The organism is Alkalicoccus daliensis, assembly GCF_900103955.1.
Classification (GTDB): Bacteria; Bacillota; Bacilli; order Bacillales; family Salisediminibacteriaceae; genus Alkalicoccus; species Alkalicoccus daliensis.
On sequence record NZ_FNIL01000006.1, the window covers coordinates 122,335 to 141,800 of the forward strand.

Consider the following 19,466-nt stretch of genomic DNA (forward strand, 5'->3'; position numbering starts at 1 on the left):
TTACTTTGCCATAGCGAATTTTCCTAATTTCTCTTCTTTAAAATGCGCAATATCCAACACTATTTCTCTTAACTCTGTAGGAGTGTTTCTACCAAACTGGGCTAACAAATTATGAATTACTTCAATATTCACTGGAGGCGTTTTTCCACGATAAATCATCGGATATATTTGTTCTTGATGCACCTCATTTTCTCCAAGTAACTCCTCAAATAGTTTTTCTCCAGGTCTCATTCCAGCGTATTTAATAGGAATTTCATTTTCAGAGAACCCTGACAATCTAATAAGATTCTTAGCGAGATCTACTATTTTAACCGGCTCTCCCATATCAAGTACAAAAGTTTCTCCACCTTCTGCAATTGCACCTGCCTGCAGAACTAACCTCGAAGCTTCCGGAATCGTCATAAAATACCTTGTCATATCAGGGTGAGTAACTGTGACAGGTCCACCCACTGCAATCTGCTGCTTGAAGAGTGGAATTACACTTCCGCGGCTTCCTAATACATTCCCAAAGCGAACTGCGACAAATTTTGTGTTGCTGACACGATCCATATGCTGCACGACCATTTCTGCAATTCGTTTTGAAGCTCCCATCACACTAGTAGGGTTTACGGCTTTATCAGTTGAGATCATTACAAAAGATTTCACACCGGCAATATCTGCAGCTTCCGCTACGTTCTTTGTACCGATTACATTGTTTTTGATTGCCTCATGGGGATTTTTTTCCATTAATGGAACATGCTTATGAGCCGCTGCGTGATAAATAACTTCTGGCGTATATTTGAGCATAATGGCTTTCATTCTTTCTTTATCCTGGACGTCTGCAATTTCCGCTTCCAGAATAATTTCCGGAAATTTCATTTTCAGTTCCATTTCAATGGTATAAATGCTGTTTTCTCCATGTCCTAATAGAATGAGCCTTTCCGGAGAGTAACGTGCGATCTGTCTGCACACTTCTGAACCGATCGAACCTCCTGCACCTGTAACAAGAACAGTTTTCCCACTGAGCTTTCTCTCAATTTTTTCCGTCTCGAGTTCTACGGGATCTCTCCCGAGTAAATCTTCTACCTGGACATCACGCATCGCAGTAACATTTACACGCCCGGACATAATATCTTCAATTGAAGGCATAATCTGCGTTCTTACCTTTGTTTCTGCACACTGTTCAAAAATCTTGTTTAAATTTTTTTTAGATAAGGAAGGGATTGCAATGATGATATGTTCAATTTCTTTTTCGTGTGCAATTTTTTCAATTTCATTGCTTGATCCGAGGACTGGTACCCCCATCATTTCTAAATGGAGCTTTGAATGATCATCATCGATAAAAGCTACGGGGCGCAGTTCCGATACTTCACTGTTCATCAACTGTCTCGCTACCATTGTGCCACCGTTGCCTGCCCCGATGATCAGTGTTCGCTTCTTATTAGGGTCGACTTTGAATTTCGTATCGCGGTATAGCCTCCAGGAGAAACGCGAAGCTCCGATCAGAAGGATGTGCAACATCCATGTGATTAACAGCGTTCGTGAATACACCGTTTGAAACATAGCTATTTGCATTAGTGCCACTACTGCAATTGAAAAAGTTACAGCTGTGAAAATAGAGGAAAGCTCTTTAATACTTGCATACTGCCAAACGCGTTTATAAAGCTTAAAAATATGCGCAAAAATGTGGTGGCTGATTATAAGAGCAATGGAAGTAGCAATCAGACCGGCAGTCAGAATCTGCGCTGCGGGAGCAATCAGCCAGTTACCTACAAAAATAGACAGCATTACGATCAGAGAATCAATCAGTATAAGTAAGCCGAGTCGTGTTCGATAACCCAAGGTGGAGTCCTCCTCATTTGTTTAGTACATGCTGCAAAAACACAAAGCCCTTTATCTCATTTCATCGAATGTGAAAAACGGCTTTACGTTTTATGTCTGCTTACTTCATTGGTTCATTTAACCAAGTTGCTCATATAGATGAAGAGGGCTTTTATTACACCCTCCTGTTTTTTCTTGAAAATCATTAAAGGGTTTACGAATATTCCTTAATTTAGATGTCTAGCTGAAGAAGGAGATTTAAAGAAGAAACAATTTTTAAAGTGAGGCTACTTAATAAACGTAAAGGCTTATGTAAATCAAAAGAACCCCACTATTTTTTTATAATATTATTCCATAGTTTACCACATAATGAATGTTAGAAATAGGTCTTTCTTTTATATTTTCTCATAATACCCAATTTTTATGAGTCGATTCTTCCTTATTCATCATCAATTCGTATTATTCAGCTTCCTAATCGAAAGAAATTAATATATTCACTGGGTATATAGATTCACTTTATTTCTTAAGAATCTTCTCTATAAAAGATTTTGGCTTTACTTTCTGCGGTGGCTCCAGCAGAACATATTCGTTTGCAATGATTAATTCCGCATTTCTTTGAAACCTTTCTGTCATATTTACTCCATATTTATTTGTAGTAAATTCATAAGCCTCGTACATATAGAATCCTCGAGAGGTAGTATTGTGCGCATCACTTGCAACCACATGCGTAAGGTTCGCTTCTATTAAATCCTGCGAAAACCGCTGAATATTTTTTCCGAATTTCCCGAGAATACTAGCTGCGGTCACCTGGGTAATCGCTCCATTCTGTACAAATTGGAACAGCTTGTCCGGATGCTCCATCAAAACTTTATTTCTTTCCGGGTGAACGATCACAGCAACATATCCTTTTATCTGCAGATCGTACAGAAGCTGTTTGGCGTAGCGGGGCACCTGGTTAGACGGAAACTCAATAAAGATATATTTCGATTCATTGAGCGGGAGGATTTTCTTAGCATCGATATCTTCCAGCAGTTCTCCGTAAATACGTACTTCCTGCCCGGGAAGAATCGTAAGATCCATTTGATTTTTCTGCAGAATTGCATTCGCTTTTTCTACTGCTTTTTTAATTGTCTCTGCCTCATTCAGGTAAGTGCCATTCTGATGGTGCGGGGTGGCTGTAATCTGGGTAATCCCGTTTTCAATTGCGGCTTTCGACATCGTAAGCATCTCATTTTCAGAGGAAGCTCCGTCATCAAGTCCCGGAAGAATGTGGCTGTGTAAATCAATCATACAAAACACTCCTTTACGTGAAAGAGAGAGCCTCAGCTCTCTCCATAATAATAATAATACTGGGATTCTTCCATCGCGCGGTCATTCAAAACCGCTCCCAGAATATTTGCATCTACTTTTCTTAATGACTCTACGGCCTTCTGTGCATGTTCTTCCTCTGTCTGACCGCTGCGGACTACCAGAATTGTACCGTCTACCAAGCCGGCAATAATCTGCGGATCAGTTACTGCATTTACCGGCGGGGCATCAAAAATAACATAATCATACACAGCCGTTGCATCTCTTACAAATTTTTTCATACGCGCCGATCCAAGCAGCTCACTCGGATTCGGCGGTAATGGACCAGATGGTAGTACATCAAGCCTTTCAATAGAAGTTTCAAAAACTGAATCTTCTAAGGAAGCTTTGTTTGTTACCACATTCGTAAATCCTGCCTGGTTCGGCACCTGAAATGAGAAGTGTACTGTCGGTTTGCGAAGATCTGTATCGACAAGCAGCACTTTATTATCCTGCTGTGCAAGTACGATACTTAAATTCGCTACAGTGGTTGACTTCCCTTCTCCCGGAGAAGAAGACGTTACCATGAGTGTTTTAATTTCTTTATCTACAGAAGCAAATTGAATATTTGTTCGTAATGTGCGGTACTGCTCGGAAATTGGTGAGCGCTTATCAAACTCTGTTATCAGCGCCCGCTGTTTATCGGACATCTCCTGCTTGTTTGCTTTACTACGCGCCATAAGTTTCACGTCCCTGAGATCGTTTCGTATGCGTTAAATTCGCATCAGTTAATTTATCTGTGTTCATCGTAGAAATAGAAGCTAAGACCGGGATGCCCAGTTTCTGCTCTACATCTTCTTCTGTCTTCACTGTTTTATCCAGGAATTCCAAAAGGAAGGCAATACCAACTGCTAGCATCAGTCCAACCACAAAAGCAATTGCCATATTTAATGTCGGGTTCGGTGCCACAGGAGTAGGGTTTTCAGTGAGTTCTGCCGCAGACAGCATAGAAACATTATCTACACTCATAATTTCCACGATATCATCTTGAAATACAGCTGCGAGTGTATTTGCAATCTGTACTGCTAGTGCTGGATTTTCATCCTCTACTGTTATTGTTACTACTTGAGAATCTCCTTCTGCGGATACATTAATTTGGTTACGTAAGTCACCAATACTGCGCTCTAAACCGAGCTCTTCCAGTGTAGGCTCCAAAATTCTCGGAGACGTAATAATTACATTATAAGTATTAATTAAATCAACATTGGTTCTGATATCAGTTTGTGTATAAAGCTGTCCTTCTTCAGCGGATTGATTGACGAGAAGCTGCGTGGACGCGTCATAAGTGGGGGTTAGAATAAAGTAGGATACGATAGCTGCGAAAGCAACGGCTGCGAGTGTAATGCTTATAATCATTTTTATACGTCGTTTCAGCGTCTGGAGAATCTCCGAGAGGCTTATTGTTTCTTCCATTATGTTCCTCCTGTAATCGATGAAATGGTTAGTCATTAGCTCTTATATATGCTAACGGATATTTGCAGGAAAGTAAATCTTTTCTCCCAAATTCTTTCATTTTCTTCAAAAATGTTTATTGCTAAAGCAGTGCTTCGGGATTATACTAAAATCAACAAAAGAATGGATAGGGGAGCAAATATATGAAAAAATTTCTAATTATCGCAGGCAGTCTGTTTTTACTCTTACTGGTTATCGGAGGCGGCTATGCATATTATCTGTATGATTCTGTCAGGGACACGATAGATTCAGATATGCATGTAACACTGGAACGGGACAAATCAGATAAGCGGGACATGGAAGTGAATATGGACAACGAAGATCCTGTATCTTTTCTTCTATTGGGTGTAGATGCGGAGGAGTCCACTTCTGGGCGTACAGATACTATGATGGTAGTTACCGTCAATCCAAACGATGAATCTATGCGGATGGTAAGTCTCCCGCGTGACACCCGTATGGAAATTGTCGGTAAAGGCATTATGGATAAAGTAAACCACGCCTATGCATTCGGTGGTGCGGATATGGCAATGGATTCTGTAGAAAATTATTTTGATATTCCGATAGATTATTTTGTTACTGTCAACATGAGTGGCTTTAAAGATATGGTCGATGCACTCGGCGGTGTAACCGTAGATAACAATTTTGAATTTAACCAGAGCGGTTATACGTTCAATGAAGGCCAGGTAGAACTGGACGGAGATCAGGCACTTGCTTTCTCCCGTATGAGAAAGGAAGATTCCCGCGGAGACCTCGGGCGAAATGACCGGCAGCGACAGGTTGTGAATGCGATGATTAGTGAAGGTGCACAGTTCAGCTCCATCACGCGGGTGCAGGATATCCTCGGTGCTGTAGGTTCAAATGTAGTCACCAATATGAATTTCGATAACATCACTGATTTGATGCAGAATTATTCATCTGCACGTAACAATCAGGAGACAATGGAAGTTACCGGTGAAGGAGCTACCATTGACGGCATTTGGTATCTGTTGGTGTCAGACGAAGAACGCCAGCGCATCAGTAATGAACTTCGGACGCACCTTGAGCTGGAAGACGGTTCTGTTGCTGTAAATGATGAGGAAGACGAATCTTAATACTTCTCGTTAAACAGAGGCTTTGCGCCTCTGTTTTTTATAGGTATATTTTCTTTTTTTTCGCTTTTTTTACATATTTCCCTTTACCTTTCTTTCAGAATGTTCGATACTAGAAGGAGTGATTTTACTTGAAGGAGCGATTGTTCATGTTTTGGAATTTTAACAGAAAAAAAGAAGTGCTGGACGCAACGCACGTTAAATGCCCAAGTTGTGAAGCGCTTACGAAAGTAAAAGAGTGGAACGAAATGGCGGAAGGCACCTACAGAGACGTTCCCGATATCCGGCGTGCAGCTGTAAACCGTAAAAATTCTTTTCCCTTTCAGTGTCCGGAGTGCTTTAAAGGATACTCTGCGCATAAGCTCACTTTTCAGAAGGAAACATCTGGAAACCCGCACATTGCACCCAATACTTCTGAATCTACGAACTAACATATAGAAATTCTTCTGAGCCACTCCTATGAGTGGTTCTTTTTATTTTCACAACAACAAAAAGACTACCCAAATGGATAGTCTCCTTTCTATTACTGCGTCACAAATGATTGTATTAAGTAATTGCTCCAAAGTTCGTGTCCGGACTGATTCGGCATACGCTCTTCCGTTACATACTCAAGCAGCTCTGCCTCATCGATTCCCGGCCAGGCTTCCCAGTGATCAATGTATATAAAGCCTTCATCTTCGACAAACTGCTCAAACTTTTCGATCTGTTCCGGGTAGATAGAAGTTTCAAATGCCGGAGGCGACGGCTGAATCGCTGTAATCAGATCTTCATTCTCAGAAGAAGCCGTATCTATGATTGCAAGAATATTCTCCTGCGCATCTTCTCCAGTGACGACCGCAAGGTTGTCATTCCAGTTAAACCCTTCCAAGAGGAGAATATCTGCGGTAGTATCTGCCAGGCCTCTGTGGCGGTTCTGTGAAACGATTTCTTCTGAAGTATATTCTCCAAAGGAAACGTTATTAAAGGTAAATACACCTTCTCCGTATGCTTCATTTAAACTTTCTTCCAGAAGCTCCGGCCAGGGCGTCACACCTTCGTTATAATAATCTGCCGAAGAACGGGACCCTACTGTTAAGACAGAGACTGCCTCGTCGCTGCTCAGCCGCTCGGTAATTCTTTCTCCGATCTCCGCAGGAATATCTGCTGTTAATTCTTCCAGCTCGTCTGCAGTAAACAAAGCCTCACCGGATACTTCCTGCTCTTCCTCTATTTCTGGTTCTTCCATTACTTCTTCCTCTGCGTTTTCTTCCGTATCCTCGGTTCCGGCACTTTGTGATGCTGCAAGTTCCTGCTGCGCAGATTCTGCTGTGGAAGCTAACTTTTCACTGTAATACATGCGCCCCGCAATAATTATCATTAATGCAGCGGCTATTACTACAAATACACCATATTTCCGCATGAAGATCCCCCTTACGTTTTCACTTTTACCATTATACCTATAATGCTGAGTGCCGTACAGAGGACTTACAGTTTTTTTCTATTTAAACGATTGCCGACTGCTGCAGGGAACGAATTTCTAATGTGACTTCTTTTACAGTCTTAGGAAGCGCAAGCTGAAAGTAGCCGAATTCATCCGTAGCTCCGTGCTGCACTACCCGGTTATTTTCATCTTTTATAATGACCTGCTGATTTGCGCTTGGCTCCTGCAGCACAAACCCGATTGCAAATTTTCCTCCTGCCTCGTTTTCGTTTACTGCCATTTCATAATAATGTTCCATCTCTGTCATTCTCTCCTTCTGTTTTTCTGCTGTATAAGTCGCTAAGCAGGAAAAAGCGTTACATTTTCTGTTAAATTCCCAAAGAAACTCCGGGGAAAGTCCCCGGAGTCTGCGTTAATTCATTACTGCACCATTATTTTCTGTTTCTGTATCCCACGTATTTTCCTGCTCTGTAGTACTGTCTTCACCAGGATTTTCTTCAGGAGAAGTAGTGTCCGTGTCTTCTGTACCGTCCGGCGCTTCCGCATTGTTTCCGTCGAGCTCCAGATTCGGTTCACCGCTGCCGCTCTCTTCCTCATCTCTCTCGAGTGGTTCGCTGTACTGAGGATCGATCTCTTCAATCATCCCTAAATGCTGCTGCAGCAGCTGCCTTGTTCTTTCGAGGGAATAGTCATCTGCTTCGTAGTAGTATACGCCGCCGATCATTACGCCTTCTCCCTCATACGTCAGGGATTCAATGTTATCTAGCTCTGAAGCGTAGGCATGCATATCCACAATTTCGCTGAAATCGACATTCGTATTCAGATTTCTGCCGATCGTGTTGAGCAGGGAATTAAAGTTTGCAATCGAGTTGAAAGAGGCAAGCTCTCTTACGACAGAAGCCATTACTTCTTTCTGGCGCTCGCCGCGCCCAAGATCTCCGTCCGGGTCCTGCTTGCGCATTCTTACATAGGCAAGTGCTTCCTCCCCATCCAGGGTCTGCACACCTTCATTAATAATAATTGTTCCGTACGTCGCATTATCCGTTTCTGAAAATGCCATAGGGGAGTCCACGGTGACGCCGCCGAGTTCATCTATAATTTCCATAAATGCATCAAAGTTAAGAGAAACAAAGTAATCCACCGGAATTTCAAAGAACTGCTCTACTGTGTCTACCGTAAGATCAATGCCGCCATAGGCGTGCGCGTGGTTAATTTTATCTTCTTCCATTCTGCCGGGAATTGGTACGCGGGTGTCCCGGGGAATGTTCACCATTTGGATGGTACTTTCATCAGGATTAAACGTCGCAAGCACCATTGCGTCTGTGCGGCCGCTTAAGTCGCCGTCGCGGGTATCAAGTCCGAGAAAAAGAACAGACACCGGATCGATATCCGGCTTTACTTCTGCATCGCGGTATTCAGACTGGTCGCCGCGCTCCAGCTCCACCTGGGACTCCGAAGTAACATTCTGTACCTGGTTTACTACGTAAGCCAATGCTCCCCCTGCCAGTAATAGGAGTATCAGGAAAGACAGTACCATTATTTTCAGGATAGGACGGGATTGCTTGCCAGAGTTGTTCCGGGATTTCTTTTTATCCATCCGGGAAGGCTGCATAGGGGACACTCCTTCTATATTAAAAACATTCCATGACTTAACAACGGGAAATAAAACCTCAATTATTTATTTTACTGGACATTCCGGGTTTCGTAAAGTTACTTATCTACTTTTTTGTAAGAAAAGGTAGGACTTTTCGTTTAAAAGGGCGTATAATAGGGAATATAAGGTAACTTATTTTTGGAGGGATTACATACTATGGTAAAAGTCAGAAAAGCAATAATTCCCGCAGCCGGACTCGGTACAAGATTCCTGCCGGCAACGAAAGCCCAGCCGAAAGAGATGCTTCCCATTGTAGACAAGCCGACAATTCAATATATTGTAGAAGAAGCGATCGCTTCCGGCATTGAAGATATTATTATTATCAGCGGCCGCGGCAAGCGTGCCATTGAAGACCACTTTGATACTTCCTATGAGCTCGAAGAAACGCTGCGCCGCAAAGAAAAAACAGCACTCCTGGAAGAAGTGCAGGCCATTTCCAATCTGGCAAACATCCACTATATCCGCCAGAAAGAAGCAAAAGGCCTCGGCCACGCGATCAGCTGCGCAAAACACTTTATCGGCGATGAGCCATTTGCGGTGCTGCTCGGAGATGACATCGTCAATTCGAATGGCACTCCGTGCCTGAAGCAGCTTGTCGATGTATTCGAACGCTACAATTCTTCTGTCGTCGGTGTGCAGCCGGTGGCGGATGAAGATGTGTCCAAATACGGCATCGTCTCCCCGAAATCTTCCGAAATTGAACCCGGGGTCATTCACGTGAATGATTTAGTGGAAAAGCCTGCAGTAGAAGATGCGCCTTCCAACTATGCAATCATGGGCCGCTACGTACTCCGCCCGGAAATTTTTGAGATCCTGGAGAACCTTCCTCCCGGTTCCGGCAATGAAATTCAGCTGACGGATGCGATTAAGAAATTAAACGAAACTCAGATCGTGCTGGCTTATGAATTCAGCGGCAAGCGTTACGATGTCGGTGACAAATTCGGCTTTGTAAAAGCGACCGTAGATTTCGCGCTCGAACGCGGCGATTTAAAAGAAGATGTATTAGCTTACTTAAAGGAAGTTACAGCGAAATATAATTAAGATATAAAGAAAGGCGCCTGGAATTTTTCGTTCCAGGCACCTTTTTTATTTACTTATAATAGTTCTTTAATCCCTTTACTACCTCTCCTGCAAGCTTATCCTGTTCATTTACAAGCTTCGCAAGGTCTCCGCTGTTCGTGATAAACCCGGGTTCAATCAGCACTGCCGGCATATTTGGGCCGGTAAGCACCTGCAGGCTCCGGTTGACCGTACCGCGGTTGCGGAAGTTCATGCCGTTTGCAATTGCTGACTGCAGTTCGAGTGCCAGCATGCGGGAATCATTCGGGTGCTTTCCTGCGGCACTGTACAATACTTCTGCACCACTCGCGGCAGCATTCGGAAAAGCATTCGTATGCACGCTGATAAATAAGTTTGCACCAGACTGGTTTGCCTGCGTTACGCGGTTTCCAATGGAAATAAAGCGGTCATCCGCGCGGCTCATGACAACACGGGCACCTTCAGCTTCCAGTTTCTGCTTTATCTTGTGGCTGAGACTTAGTGTGATCGTTTTTTCATATACATTTCCAGCAACTGCACCGGGATCTTTTCCTCCATGTCCCGGGTCCAGGAAGATCGTTTTCCCGCTTAAGCTGCCGGTCCCACTTCCCGTAGTTCCGGCGTTCGCAGATACTTCCCGCACGTAAGACGCATGGACGTAGCCCCAGCTGCCGTTTGTTTTAATTGTGTACCAGTTGTTGTTTTTCTCGTGAATCTCCACCCGGGTGCCGCGCGTTAAGCTGCCGGTGATCTTGGCGCTGGTAGAAGCTTCCGCCCGCACGTTCAGGCTGGAAGCTGTTACTTCCCCGGTCGTCGTCTTTGATGACTCTGCCGGTGCTGTATTGGCACTGCCGGAGCCGGCTGTTTTTACGTAGGAATCGTGAATATATCCCCACGTATTCCCGACTTTAATTTTATACCAGTTGCCGGACTTTTCGTGCAGGTCGACTGTTGCCCCTCTTTTCAGGCTGCTGATAATCGAAGCAGAGGTGGAAGCGCTCGAGCGGACGTTCAAGCTGCTCGCTGTGATTTCTCCCTTCGTAACGTTGGAAGATCCTTCTGCTTTTTTACTCGAGCTGTCAGCGTTCCCGGAGACTTTTACGTAAGAGCCATGTACAAAACCTTCCCGGCTGCCAGATTTTATTTTGTACCATTCTCCTTTTTTCTCCAGCAGCTCTACTTTTGCTCCCCGCTTTACGCTTCCTGTAATAGAAGCACTTGTTGAGGCGGCAGAGCGGATATTCAGGCTGCTTGCAGTGATTTCTCCAGTTCCTAAGGAAGAACTTTGGTTCGATGCAGCAGCTGCAGTTTTCACGTAACCACTATGTATGTATCCCCAGCCGTTGTTGAAGCGGACCTTGTACCAGGAATTCTTCGTTTCGTGAATCTCGACTTTTGCACCTTTGGAGAATCCCCCGATTATCTTCGCAGTCGGCGAAGCATCTGCACGGACAAATAAGGAAGAAGCAGTGATTTCCCCCTGCGTGACGCCCTGGGCATAAGCAGTATTGTCTTTCGTCTGTTCTATTCCGTGAAATAAAGTAATAAATAAAATAAAAATAAGAACCAGTACTGTCGTTCTTTTCAAAGATCTCCCTCCCTGCTGAATAAGTTTTGCTAAATACTGTGTAATTATCAGATTTTTCCCTTTAACTTTATCCTAGTAACGCTTTGTTGTATATAGTATTTTTTAAATTATTTTGTTGCTTGTTGTTAGCAGCAGGTAATTAATTTTAAAACGAATAAATTATTATCGTATCTTTTATAAGACTGTAGAGAAAAAACTTTTCAAAAGCTCAGCATATCTATCTGAAATTCACACCTCTGCACTGCGTCTGCCGGACTGTTACTGTAAGAATTTTTCGATAAACTGCATGCAACCCCTCCCCCAGATAAAAACATTTATGTAAATCAATAAAAATGTATAGCTTTTGTAACCTCTCTGCCTTAATATCGTCATAGTAGTAGTAATATGCAATTATACGTACCTAATTTTACTTTGACTGTCCCTAACTTGTTTGTATAAAAAAGGAGATGCTAGCATTGAGCGAATTATCAAGATCTGATCGTCAGCCGAAACGACGGTCCCCTTTCCGGCGCTTTTTGAAATTTACGATGATTGTGGTATTAATGGCGCTGATTATTACCGGCGGTGTGGCGGGCTACATGGTCTATCAGGTGCAGAGCGCAGCAAAAGGTTCCCACGCGGAACTGGAGCGCGGAGAAAAATCTGACCTGCGGGCAGATGCAGTGAATCCGGGAGACGAGCCGGTTTCTGTTTTGTTTCTCGGACTCGACAGCCGGGAGGATGATTTAAGCGGACGCACCGATGCGATGATCCTTGCCACGTTTAACCCGGAAGATAAATCGATTAAAATGGTGAACATTCCGCGTGATTCCTATGTAAATATTCCGGATAAAGGAACGAACGACAAGATCAACCACGCGCACGCATTCGGCGGCGTACCTTATACGATTAATACGGTAGAGCAGATGCTTGATGTGCCGGTCGATTATGTTGTCTCCCTTAACTTCCTTGCGTTTATGGAAATTGTCGATACGATCGGCGGCGTGGAAGTAGACGTACCGATGCCGATCAGTGATACGGATAACGCTACGTACGGTTCCATTGAAATCGAAGAAGGCATGCAGACGCTGAACGGAGAAGAAGCGCTTGCCTATGCAAGAATGCGTAAGCAGGATCCGCGCGGCGACCTTGGACGCGGCGACCGCCAGAAGGATATTATTGAAGCAGTCGTACGTCAGTCCGCCAGCTTCAGTACTATTACCCGTTTTGATTCCCTGTTAGACAGCCTGGAGCGGAATTTAAGCACAAACTTAACCTTCGGCAACATGGTAAGCATGCATTCCTACGCAGGCGAGTTAAATGATATTGAATCCCTCACTTTTGAAGGAGACGATTCAATGGAAAACGGCGTCTATTACTACAAGATCCGTGATGCATCTCTTGCGGAGGTATCCAGTACATTGAAAGAACACTTGGAGATCGGATCTGCAGGAACTGCTGCAGAATAACTTTTCAGGAAACCGCTACGGGAGAAGACAAAAATAAGAAAAGCGAGTCCCTTTTCCGGGAGCTCGCTTTTCTTATCTTCTCACCCATTTTCTGCAAGACTTCGATAATATTTCATCGTTTCTGCAATTCCTCTATCAAGCGGCACTTCCGGTTTCCAGCCGAAACTCTGTGCCAGGTGCTTATAGGTGAGGTAACTGTGTTTAATATCCCCGGCACGCTCCTCGGCGTACTTCGGAAAAAATGGCTTCCCCGCAGCTTCACTGAGTTTTTTCAGCAGCGTCTCCACGCTCGTCTGCGATGATGTACTGACGTTGTACACAGGATTGTCCTGCTGGGGTTGTTCCAAAGAAGCGAAAATTGCTGCTGCCACATCTTCCACGTACACGAAGTCCCTTGTCTGCTGTCCGTCTCCCTGAATCGTCGGCGCTTCTCCGGCAAGCAGTTGATCGATAAAAATAGTGATCACCCCTGCCTCGGTTGCTGCGGTCTGCCTCGGCCCGTACACATTTGAGAACCGAAGAATGCCGATTTCGAAGCCGTACAGCCTATGAAACATCTGAATGTATGCTTCTGCAGCAAGCTTTGAAGTGCCATAGGGAGACAGCGGTGCCGTAGGCGATGCTTCTGTTACAGGGAGTTCTTCCACATGTCCGTAGACCGCTGCAGAGGAAGCAAATACAAATTTTCTGGTGTGATACTTCTGCGCTGCCTGCAGGAGATTTACAGTGCCAAGGACGTTTATCGCCATATCTTCCTCCGGCCTCTCCACAGATGGACCGACTTTACTCTGCGCTGCCAGGTGAATAACGCCGTCAATCGAATACTCTGCAAAAATACGTGCTGTTCCTTTTTCGTCCCGGATGTCCCCTTCGATAAATACTGCCTGTTCCGGAACATTGTTACGGTCCCCGGAACTCAGATTATCCAGAATAATCACCTGGTAGTCTCGGCGGAGAAGAAGTTCAACGGTGTGCGAGCCGATGAAGCCTGCCCCGCCGGTGATGAGTATCGTTTTCATATGAGACCGCCCTTCTTCTCTTTCTCTTAAAAGTTCATGGAGGATTTCTTTTTTGTCGTCTTGTCTTCTTTTTGACTGTCAATTTTCTGCACCGTCACCGATTCTATTTCTGTTCCCTCGGATTTTGATTTATCGAAAATTACGAGGCAGGTTTTCAGCAGAATCACAATATCCAGCCAGAGGCTGTAGTTGCGGATGTAGTAAAGGTCGAACCGCAGTTTGTCCTCTACATCTGTAGAATATTTCCCCATCACCTGCGCATACCCGGTAATGCCCGGCTGCACCCGGTTGCGGTAGCCGTAGTGGTAGTATTTCTGGGAAAGCTCATTTATGAAAAATTCTCGTTCCGGACGCGGTCCTACAAGTGACATGTCACCTTTGAGCACGTTAAACAGCTGCGGGAGCTCATCCAGTCTTGTAGATCGCATTAATCGTCCGACTTTGGTAATCCGGTCATCTTTCTGGCTGGCAAGCACAGGCCCGGTTTTTGTTTCTGCATTTTGAATCATAGAACGGAATTTATAAATCGTAAACGGCTTATTATGTTTTCCGAGGCGCTCCTGGGAATAGATAATATCTCCCTTCGGATCTTCCAGCTTTACCATAATGGCCGAGAAAATTAATAAAGGAGAAGTTAAAATGATTAAAATTACGGCAGAGAGAAAATCAAACACTCGTTTCACGAATACTTTATCCCAGGTTAACCCGAATGGCCGGACACCCATTACGAGCGTATCATCCATCGGGGAAGTGGTGGAACGCTGCAGCAGAAGCTCATAGAGTGTAGGAATGACGTACACTACTTTGTTCCGCTCCATCGCATGATAAATGATCTGCGATTTCTTTTCTTTTGAAACGTCCGTCGCCAGAACGACGAAGTCGACTTCTTCCATATGATAATCGAGTTCTGCGATCGACTTCTCTTCCTGAATATGCTTTACAGAGGTTCCTTTCATCATCGGATGCCTGATTTTCGTCAGCAGCTTCTCCGTATTTTCTTCATTCCCGATCAGCAGTACTTTCCCGATAATATTTCCCCTGGTGAGTTTTAAGTAAAGCACTTTAAATATCACGAGCAGGAATACCGTAAACACACTGGCAATCAGCACGACCGAACGCGGCATTGCAAACTCTCGGAAGAGGTAGGATGCGGCCATCGTCAGAAAAGTCATGAGCGCGGTTGCGACAAGGATCTTACGCACAATATCACTGACCGTATGCTTCCTGTCCAGGTTGTACAGTTCATAGACGGAAATAAAGAAAAGGCCGATCAAAAGAATCCAGGGAAGCAGTGAGATAAAAGCCTCCCAGTTTCTTCCAGGAAAATCCAGGTAACGAATATAAAACGCACTGATATAAGCGATTAAAATACAGATGAGATCGCCTAGTACAATAAAAAATTTATGATTTCTCGAATTATCCATGTTATACATAATGAAACCCTCTTTCTTTCTCCTTCAGCAAATAAATGTCTGGTTCGGATGCGCGAGCTGTTTCCGCGTGCACCATTCTCTATTATAAAGCTTTTACCAGGTTGACGCTATGGTTTCTCAGAAATCCATCGTCACAACTAATAGTCGGTAAAGAAAGGGAAAAGTCACACCTTATTTGTGTGGATCTTCCCCGGCCCAAAGTCTGGAAGAGGTACGCTAGGGAGAGGGGGGCAGGATTATGCGGGGGACTTATTTATTTGTTTACCCTTTTTATTAAGAGTGGAAGCGTGTTATTTAGGTGCAGATGTATGCAGGTGAAGTCGCTAATTTACGTTCTTGCCCGCTTACTTTACTGACTCGGCTCTTAATTTACGCTGTCCCCTCTATACTTTACACGTTTCCCTCTGTAATTTATTCCCCAGCCTTATATGCTTCGTCCGAGAGGCGCATATTACCTGGAATCCAAAGTGCATATTACCTGATTTTAATGCAATCTCAGTTCTCACAAAAAACCCAAAGAAATTTTGTTTATTATTTACATAAAAAAGTCCCTGTCTTTTTATCAGACAGGAACTTTTTTATTATCCAAATAACGCTTCGTAGGTGATACTATCCACAATACCGTTAACAGTCAAGCCTTTGCTCGCTTGAAATTCAGCAACTACACCAGCCGTTACCCTTCCATACACCTGTGATGGTGATGACGGAAAATTCCCGTAGCCAAGTTTGGTTAACTGAATCTTAATGTCCCGAATTTCTACACTTGCACTTCCTGCCTGATAAAATGTATTTGTGTCCCGATCAAGCAGCTGGATTACACGGTTCGTCACTTCGCCGGATTTCTCCAGTCTGTGGTATTCCTGAAATTCTTTCACCACGCTTGCTGTTACGGAACCATAGACTGTGGATGGATTTGCAGGGAAGCTTCCAAAGCCAAGCTGTGTCAGCTGCTGCTTTATTTTTACAATCTCCTGGCTCCCGCTCGCCCCAATACTGAACAAAATTTCAGAGAGTTCAGACATTTTTTTCTCCGTAGTTCGGTCAATATTGCCAGTTACCATTAACTGTTGATCCCTTTGAAAATCTTTCACCACAGCAGTCGTTACGCTTCCATAAACCCCGGAAGGTTTGGTGGGGAAATTCCCATAGCCTAAACGTGTGAGTTCTATTTTTAATCTGGTTATCTCAGGATCACTGTCCCCGCTCTTCCATGCCTGGCTTAAAAGATGATCGATTTCCTTAAGTGTAATTGAATTCGCAGTACCGGATACTCTTAATCCTGCACGTTCCTGGAATTCTTTTACTACAGAAGATGTTACTGACCCGTAAGCACTTGAAGGTCTGTCAGGAAAGCTCCCATGTCCCAGCCTCGTTAAATTTTGTTTCAGTTCTCTTACTTCTTCTGAATTGTCTCCTATTTTTAATGACAATGTCCACTGTCTTTCCATATGCTCCAAAGTAACTGGATCGCCAATTCCATTATCTTTTAAATTATAAAAGCGCTGGTAATCTTTTACCACCCCGGCTGTAACAGAACCATATACCTGAGATGGATTATCAGGGAAAGTTCCAAAACCCAAGTGTGAAAGCTTTTGTTTAAATCCTATTACTTCTGGTGTACTTGAAGGGGAGGAGAAATCCCCGTTGACAATATTGGTCATAAATTTTAAAACTGATTCATCAGCTTTGCCGCTCACTTCTAACCCATAATACTTTTGAAGTTCTATTATCTGATTTTCGGTATGAGCACCAAATATAAGTTTTTCATCTTTATTGGGGTCAAAACCAAGCTTTTTAAGCATTGCTTGTAAGTCTCCAACCCCCGCTCCATTGTCTCCAAGAGAATACGCTTCTACTTCTTTTAGTATACCAGCAGTATATGAGACGGTGTTGCCGGCACGGTCTTCTACCTTAATAATTAATTCCGATGCCCCATCTCTTAATTTATTGTTTATTGTAAACTTTCCTTCTTTATTAATTGCCAGATTGCCACTTTCATATCTATTTCCGTCTTGTTTCAATTCAAAAGAACCTGTTAATGAAGTGTCTGCCTCTTTCTGCTGTGAGAAATACGAAATAATTTGTCCGGAAATTTGATTCCTCTGGACAGTTTGCTTATCAATTTTCACCTGAGGCTTCACGCTGTATATTTTTAAAGGAATATCTTTTATTGCAGAACTGCTGCCGGCACTCCCAGTAAGCCTGAGCAGATAATCACCATCTGAGATCTTTTTATTCCCCCCCGGAGTATTATAAATCATATCCCATGATAGGGAGGTTGCTCCCTGCCGCAGTGGTATCTGTCCCAATACTTTTTTTGTATCTTTTTCTAAAAGGGCCAATGAAGGATTATAGCCTGAACGAAGAGACCAATTCAACGGAAGATTTTTTGTTCCATTTATCACCGCTGCGCCTGCACTGAAACTGTTGATAGGATCTTCTCCTATTTCTATTACTCCTCCATAGGGTATACGTATTGCTGGCTTACCTGATGACTGGAAGTGAATGTACCCTTGGTAATACCCCCCTTTATCCATAAAAGAAGACAAAAATGAAATAGGAATCTCTTTTGTTTCTTTTCCTTTTAAAGTAACAGAAGATGGGGTTTGTAATTTAAGCGCACTGCTTCCTATTGGTTCACTTTTAATAGAGTAGGTGACTGGTTCAGCTGAATAATTTCGTAATTGTATTGTGCGGTCTTCTTTGAACTCACCGCCCACTTTTAGTCTATTTATGTTTAAACTGCCATTCCAGTAATCATGTTTCTTTTGTTTACCTTCCTCTTCGTATTGATGAGAATCTTTAATTAACGCTGATGCAGTAGTGTTTAAAGCAGCTTGAGGGTTCACCCTGCCTGCACCTGCATCATTTACCCCTGCATTCGTCACAGCAGAAGCTGTATTCATAATTCTCGCCTTCACTTCTTCAGGAGTATAAGAAGCATTTTGTTCAAGCATAAGAGCTGCTACTCCTGCAACATAAGGTGCGGCAAGGCTTGTTCCATCATATGTTCCGTATGCATTTGTATAACTCGTTGTTCCGGTTGTAGAGCGGGAAGCTGTAGAGAAAATTGATACTCCGGGAGCTAGTACGTCCGGTTTAATATCTAAGGAAGTCTTGACAGGTCCTCGTGAAGAAAAGGGTGCAGTATATTCTTTGCCATTTATCAGATGAGAAGCTCCTACAGTAATAGCCAGCGCAGCAGTTCCCGGTTCTCCCACTGTTTCTTTACTGCTTCCATTATTACCGCTTGCCGCTACTACCACGATCCCATTTAACACAGTATTGTTAATCGCCTTCGTTAAAGAGGTATCCGGGTTATTATTTTTGTTGCCAATTGACATATTCACAATATCTACATTATCTTTTGCAGCTTGCTCCAGTGAATTTAAAATAGAAGTAGTAGTACCTTTGTTAGTATTATCTAATGCTCTATACGAATAAATAGCTGCGTTTGGAGCAATACCATTTACTCTCCCTTTACCGGCAATGACTCCACTTACATTCGTACCATGTGTAGAGGTCACACCATTGCGCCCTTCCAAAGGACTCGTTCTTCCATCTTCCACAAAGTTCGCTCCACCTTTATAAGCATGTTTGAGATCTGGATGATGAAAGTCTATACCGGTATCGATTACTCCTATTTTTACACCTTTTCCTGTTAAGCCCAGGGTCGAGAGTGCAGAAATTTCATTATGAACAGCTTTAAATTGCTCTTCTGGATCTGCATCTTTATTATCAACCGCTTCATAAACATGGCTCCTTTGGATTATGTTTATAAAGTCGAGAGAAGTCAGCATTTCTATTTGATCAGCCTGAATAAATAAAGAGAAACCATTGAACACTTCTTCAAATTCATTCAGCTGAGTATATACAATATTTTCGCTTTCCAAAAACTCAATAAACAATTCCGCTGTATCTTGTCGTTCTTTTTCAGCGGTGGCAGCATCGAATGTTTCATTCTGCTCCTCAGCATTCTTTTCTTTGATAGATAATGGATCTTCTTTTAAATCGATAATAATTTCTATCATTTCTTTCGTTTCAGTTGGAACATCAGGCTCTATTACAACGCCTTCTGCAGCTCCTGCATGTGTGCTCATTAGGAAAAATAATAAAAAATACATTACTATCGACATATGTCTCATAAAATCCACCATCCTTATTAGTACCTATATCATA

Annotated in this window: 15 protein-coding genes; 4 read left to right on the forward strand and 11 right to left on the reverse strand. The window is 43.3% G+C overall.

What is annotated here, in order from left to right; translation table 11 throughout:
- The 4 genes from BLP92_RS10975 to BLP92_RS10990 form a co-directional block, all read right to left on the reverse strand.
- Entirely contained in the window at positions 1-1,821 is a 1,821-nt protein-coding gene (locus tag BLP92_RS10975; RefSeq protein WP_090843005.1) for a nucleoside-diphosphate sugar epimerase/dehydratase, read from the reverse strand.
- A 495-nt stretch (positions 1,822-2,316) separates the two neighbouring features.
- Positions 2,317-3,090 carry a tyrosine-protein phosphatase gene (locus BLP92_RS10980; protein WP_090843006.1) on the reverse strand — a complete coding sequence of 258 codons (774 nt, stop codon included), beginning with the start codon at positions 3,088-3,090 and terminating at the stop codon, positions 2,317-2,319.
- 32 nt (positions 3,091-3,122) lie between these two features.
- The gene (locus BLP92_RS10985) at positions 3,123-3,827 is read right to left on the reverse strand and encodes a CpsD/CapB family tyrosine-protein kinase (protein WP_090843007.1); all 705 of its coding nucleotides are present in this window, start codon (positions 3,825-3,827) and stop codon (positions 3,123-3,125) included.
- Entirely contained in the window at positions 3,817-4,560 is a 744-nt protein-coding gene (locus BLP92_RS10990) for a YveK family protein (protein ID WP_090843008.1), read from the reverse strand. Before BLP92_RS10990 ends, BLP92_RS10985 begins: the two co-directional genes overlap by 11 nt.
- A 182-nt stretch (positions 4,561-4,742) precedes the next feature.
- On the opposite strand from BLP92_RS10990, the gene BLP92_RS10995 reads away from it, so the two are divergent.
- Both BLP92_RS10995 and BLP92_RS11000 read left to right on the forward strand, forming a co-directional pair.
- On the forward strand, positions 4,743-5,690 hold the full coding sequence (locus tag BLP92_RS10995) for an LCP family glycopolymer transferase (protein WP_090843009.1): 948 nt from the start codon (positions 4,743-4,745) through the stop codon (positions 5,688-5,690).
- A gap of 146 nt (positions 5,691-5,836) precedes the next feature.
- On the forward strand, positions 5,837-6,118 hold the full coding sequence (locus BLP92_RS11000) for a hypothetical protein (RefSeq protein WP_090843010.1): 282 nt from the start codon (positions 5,837-5,839) through the stop codon (positions 6,116-6,118).
- Between the two features lie 92 nt (positions 6,119-6,210).
- On the opposite strand, the gene BLP92_RS11005 is transcribed toward BLP92_RS11000, so the two are convergent.
- The 3 genes from BLP92_RS11005 to BLP92_RS11015 form a co-directional block, all read right to left on the reverse strand.
- Positions 6,211-7,086 (reverse strand): SGNH/GDSL hydrolase family protein, encoded by an 876-nt coding sequence (locus BLP92_RS11005; RefSeq protein WP_090843011.1) that lies wholly within the window; start codon positions 7,084-7,086, stop codon positions 6,211-6,213.
- 82 nt (positions 7,087-7,168) lie between these two features.
- Positions 7,169-7,414 carry a hypothetical protein gene (locus tag BLP92_RS11010; RefSeq protein WP_139148949.1) on the reverse strand — a complete coding sequence of 82 codons (246 nt, stop codon included), beginning with the start codon at positions 7,412-7,414 and terminating at the stop codon, positions 7,169-7,171.
- Between the two features lie 105 nt (positions 7,415-7,519).
- Positions 7,520-8,719, reverse strand: a complete 1,200-nt coding sequence (locus BLP92_RS11015; protein ID WP_090843013.1) for an LCP family protein — start codon at positions 8,717-8,719, stop codon at positions 7,520-7,522.
- 198 nt (positions 8,720-8,917) lie between these two features.
- Between BLP92_RS11015 and galU the strand changes: the two genes are divergently transcribed.
- The gene (galU, locus tag BLP92_RS11020; protein WP_090843014.1) at positions 8,918-9,802 is read left to right on the forward strand and encodes a UTP--glucose-1-phosphate uridylyltransferase GalU; all 885 of its coding nucleotides are present in this window, start codon (positions 8,918-8,920) and stop codon (positions 9,800-9,802) included.
- Between the two features lie 49 nt (positions 9,803-9,851).
- On the opposite strand, the gene BLP92_RS11025 is transcribed toward galU, so the two are convergent.
- Complete coding sequence (locus tag BLP92_RS11025) at positions 9,852-11,387, reverse strand: N-acetylmuramoyl-L-alanine amidase family protein (RefSeq protein WP_090843015.1); 1,536 nt, start codon at positions 11,385-11,387, stop codon at positions 9,852-9,854.
- A gap of 446 nt (positions 11,388-11,833) precedes the next feature.
- Here BLP92_RS11025 and BLP92_RS11030 point away from each other — a divergent pair, with 446 nt between their 5' ends.
- Entirely contained in the window at positions 11,834-12,835 is a 1,002-nt protein-coding gene (locus BLP92_RS11030) for an LCP family glycopolymer transferase (RefSeq protein ID WP_090843016.1), read from the forward strand.
- 80 nt (positions 12,836-12,915) lie between these two features.
- Here the strand turns inward: BLP92_RS11030 and BLP92_RS11035 are convergent, their stop codons facing one another.
- From BLP92_RS11035 to BLP92_RS11045, 3 genes are all read right to left on the reverse strand, one after another.
- Complete coding sequence (locus BLP92_RS11035; protein WP_090843017.1) at positions 12,916-13,854, reverse strand: SDR family NAD(P)-dependent oxidoreductase; 939 nt, start codon at positions 13,852-13,854, stop codon at positions 12,916-12,918.
- Between the two features lie 26 nt (positions 13,855-13,880).
- Positions 13,881-15,287, reverse strand: a complete 1,407-nt coding sequence (locus tag BLP92_RS11040; protein WP_090843018.1) for a sugar transferase — start codon at positions 15,285-15,287, stop codon at positions 13,881-13,883.
- 581 nt (positions 15,288-15,868) lie between these two features.
- Complete coding sequence (locus BLP92_RS11045) at positions 15,869-19,432, reverse strand: peptidoglycan-binding protein (protein ID WP_175444262.1); 3,564 nt, start codon at positions 19,430-19,432, stop codon at positions 15,869-15,871.
- Positions 19,433-19,466: the final 34 nt, after the last annotated feature.

Bases quoted from the DNA above. Each gene is read 5' to 3' on its own strand.
- BLP92_RS11000 (WP_090843010.1), top strand. From the start codon at position 5,837: ATGTTTTGGAATTTTAACAGAAAAAAAGAAGTGCTGGACGCAACGCAC.
- BLP92_RS11015 (WP_090843013.1), bottom strand. From the start codon at position 8,719: ATGCAGCCTTCCCGGATGGATAAAAAGAAATCCCGGAACAACTCTGGC.
- BLP92_RS11030 (WP_090843016.1), top strand. From the start codon at position 11,834: ATGCTAGCATTGAGCGAATTATCAAGATCTGATCGTCAGCCGAAACGA.
- BLP92_RS11010 (WP_139148949.1), bottom strand. From the start codon at position 7,414: ATGACAGAGATGGAACATTATTATGAAATGGCAGTAAACGAAAACGAG.
- BLP92_RS11005 (WP_090843011.1), bottom strand. From the start codon at position 7,086: ATGCGGAAATATGGTGTATTTGTAGTAATAGCCGCTGCATTAATGATA.
- BLP92_RS10980 (WP_090843006.1), bottom strand. From the start codon at position 3,090: ATGATTGATTTACACAGCCACATTCTTCCGGGACTTGATGACGGAGCT.
- BLP92_RS11040 (WP_090843018.1), bottom strand. From the start codon at position 15,287: ATGTATAACATGGATAATTCGAGAAATCATAAATTTTTTATTGTACTA.
- BLP92_RS11045 (WP_175444262.1), bottom strand. From the start codon at position 19,432: ATGAGACATATGTCGATAGTAATGTATTTTTTATTATTTTTCCTAATG.
- BLP92_RS10985 (WP_090843007.1), bottom strand. From the start codon at position 3,827: ATGGCGCGTAGTAAAGCAAACAAGCAGGAGATGTCCGATAAACAGCGG.
- BLP92_RS11035 (WP_090843017.1), bottom strand. From the start codon at position 13,854: ATGAAAACGATACTCATCACCGGCGGGGCAGGCTTCATCGGCTCGCAC.
- BLP92_RS10990 (WP_090843008.1), bottom strand. From the start codon at position 4,560: ATGGAAGAAACAATAAGCCTCTCGGAGATTCTCCAGACGCTGAAACGA.
- galU (WP_090843014.1), top strand. From the start codon at position 8,918: ATGGTAAAAGTCAGAAAAGCAATAATTCCCGCAGCCGGACTCGGTACA.
- BLP92_RS10995 (WP_090843009.1), top strand. From the start codon at position 4,743: ATGAAAAAATTTCTAATTATCGCAGGCAGTCTGTTTTTACTCTTACTG.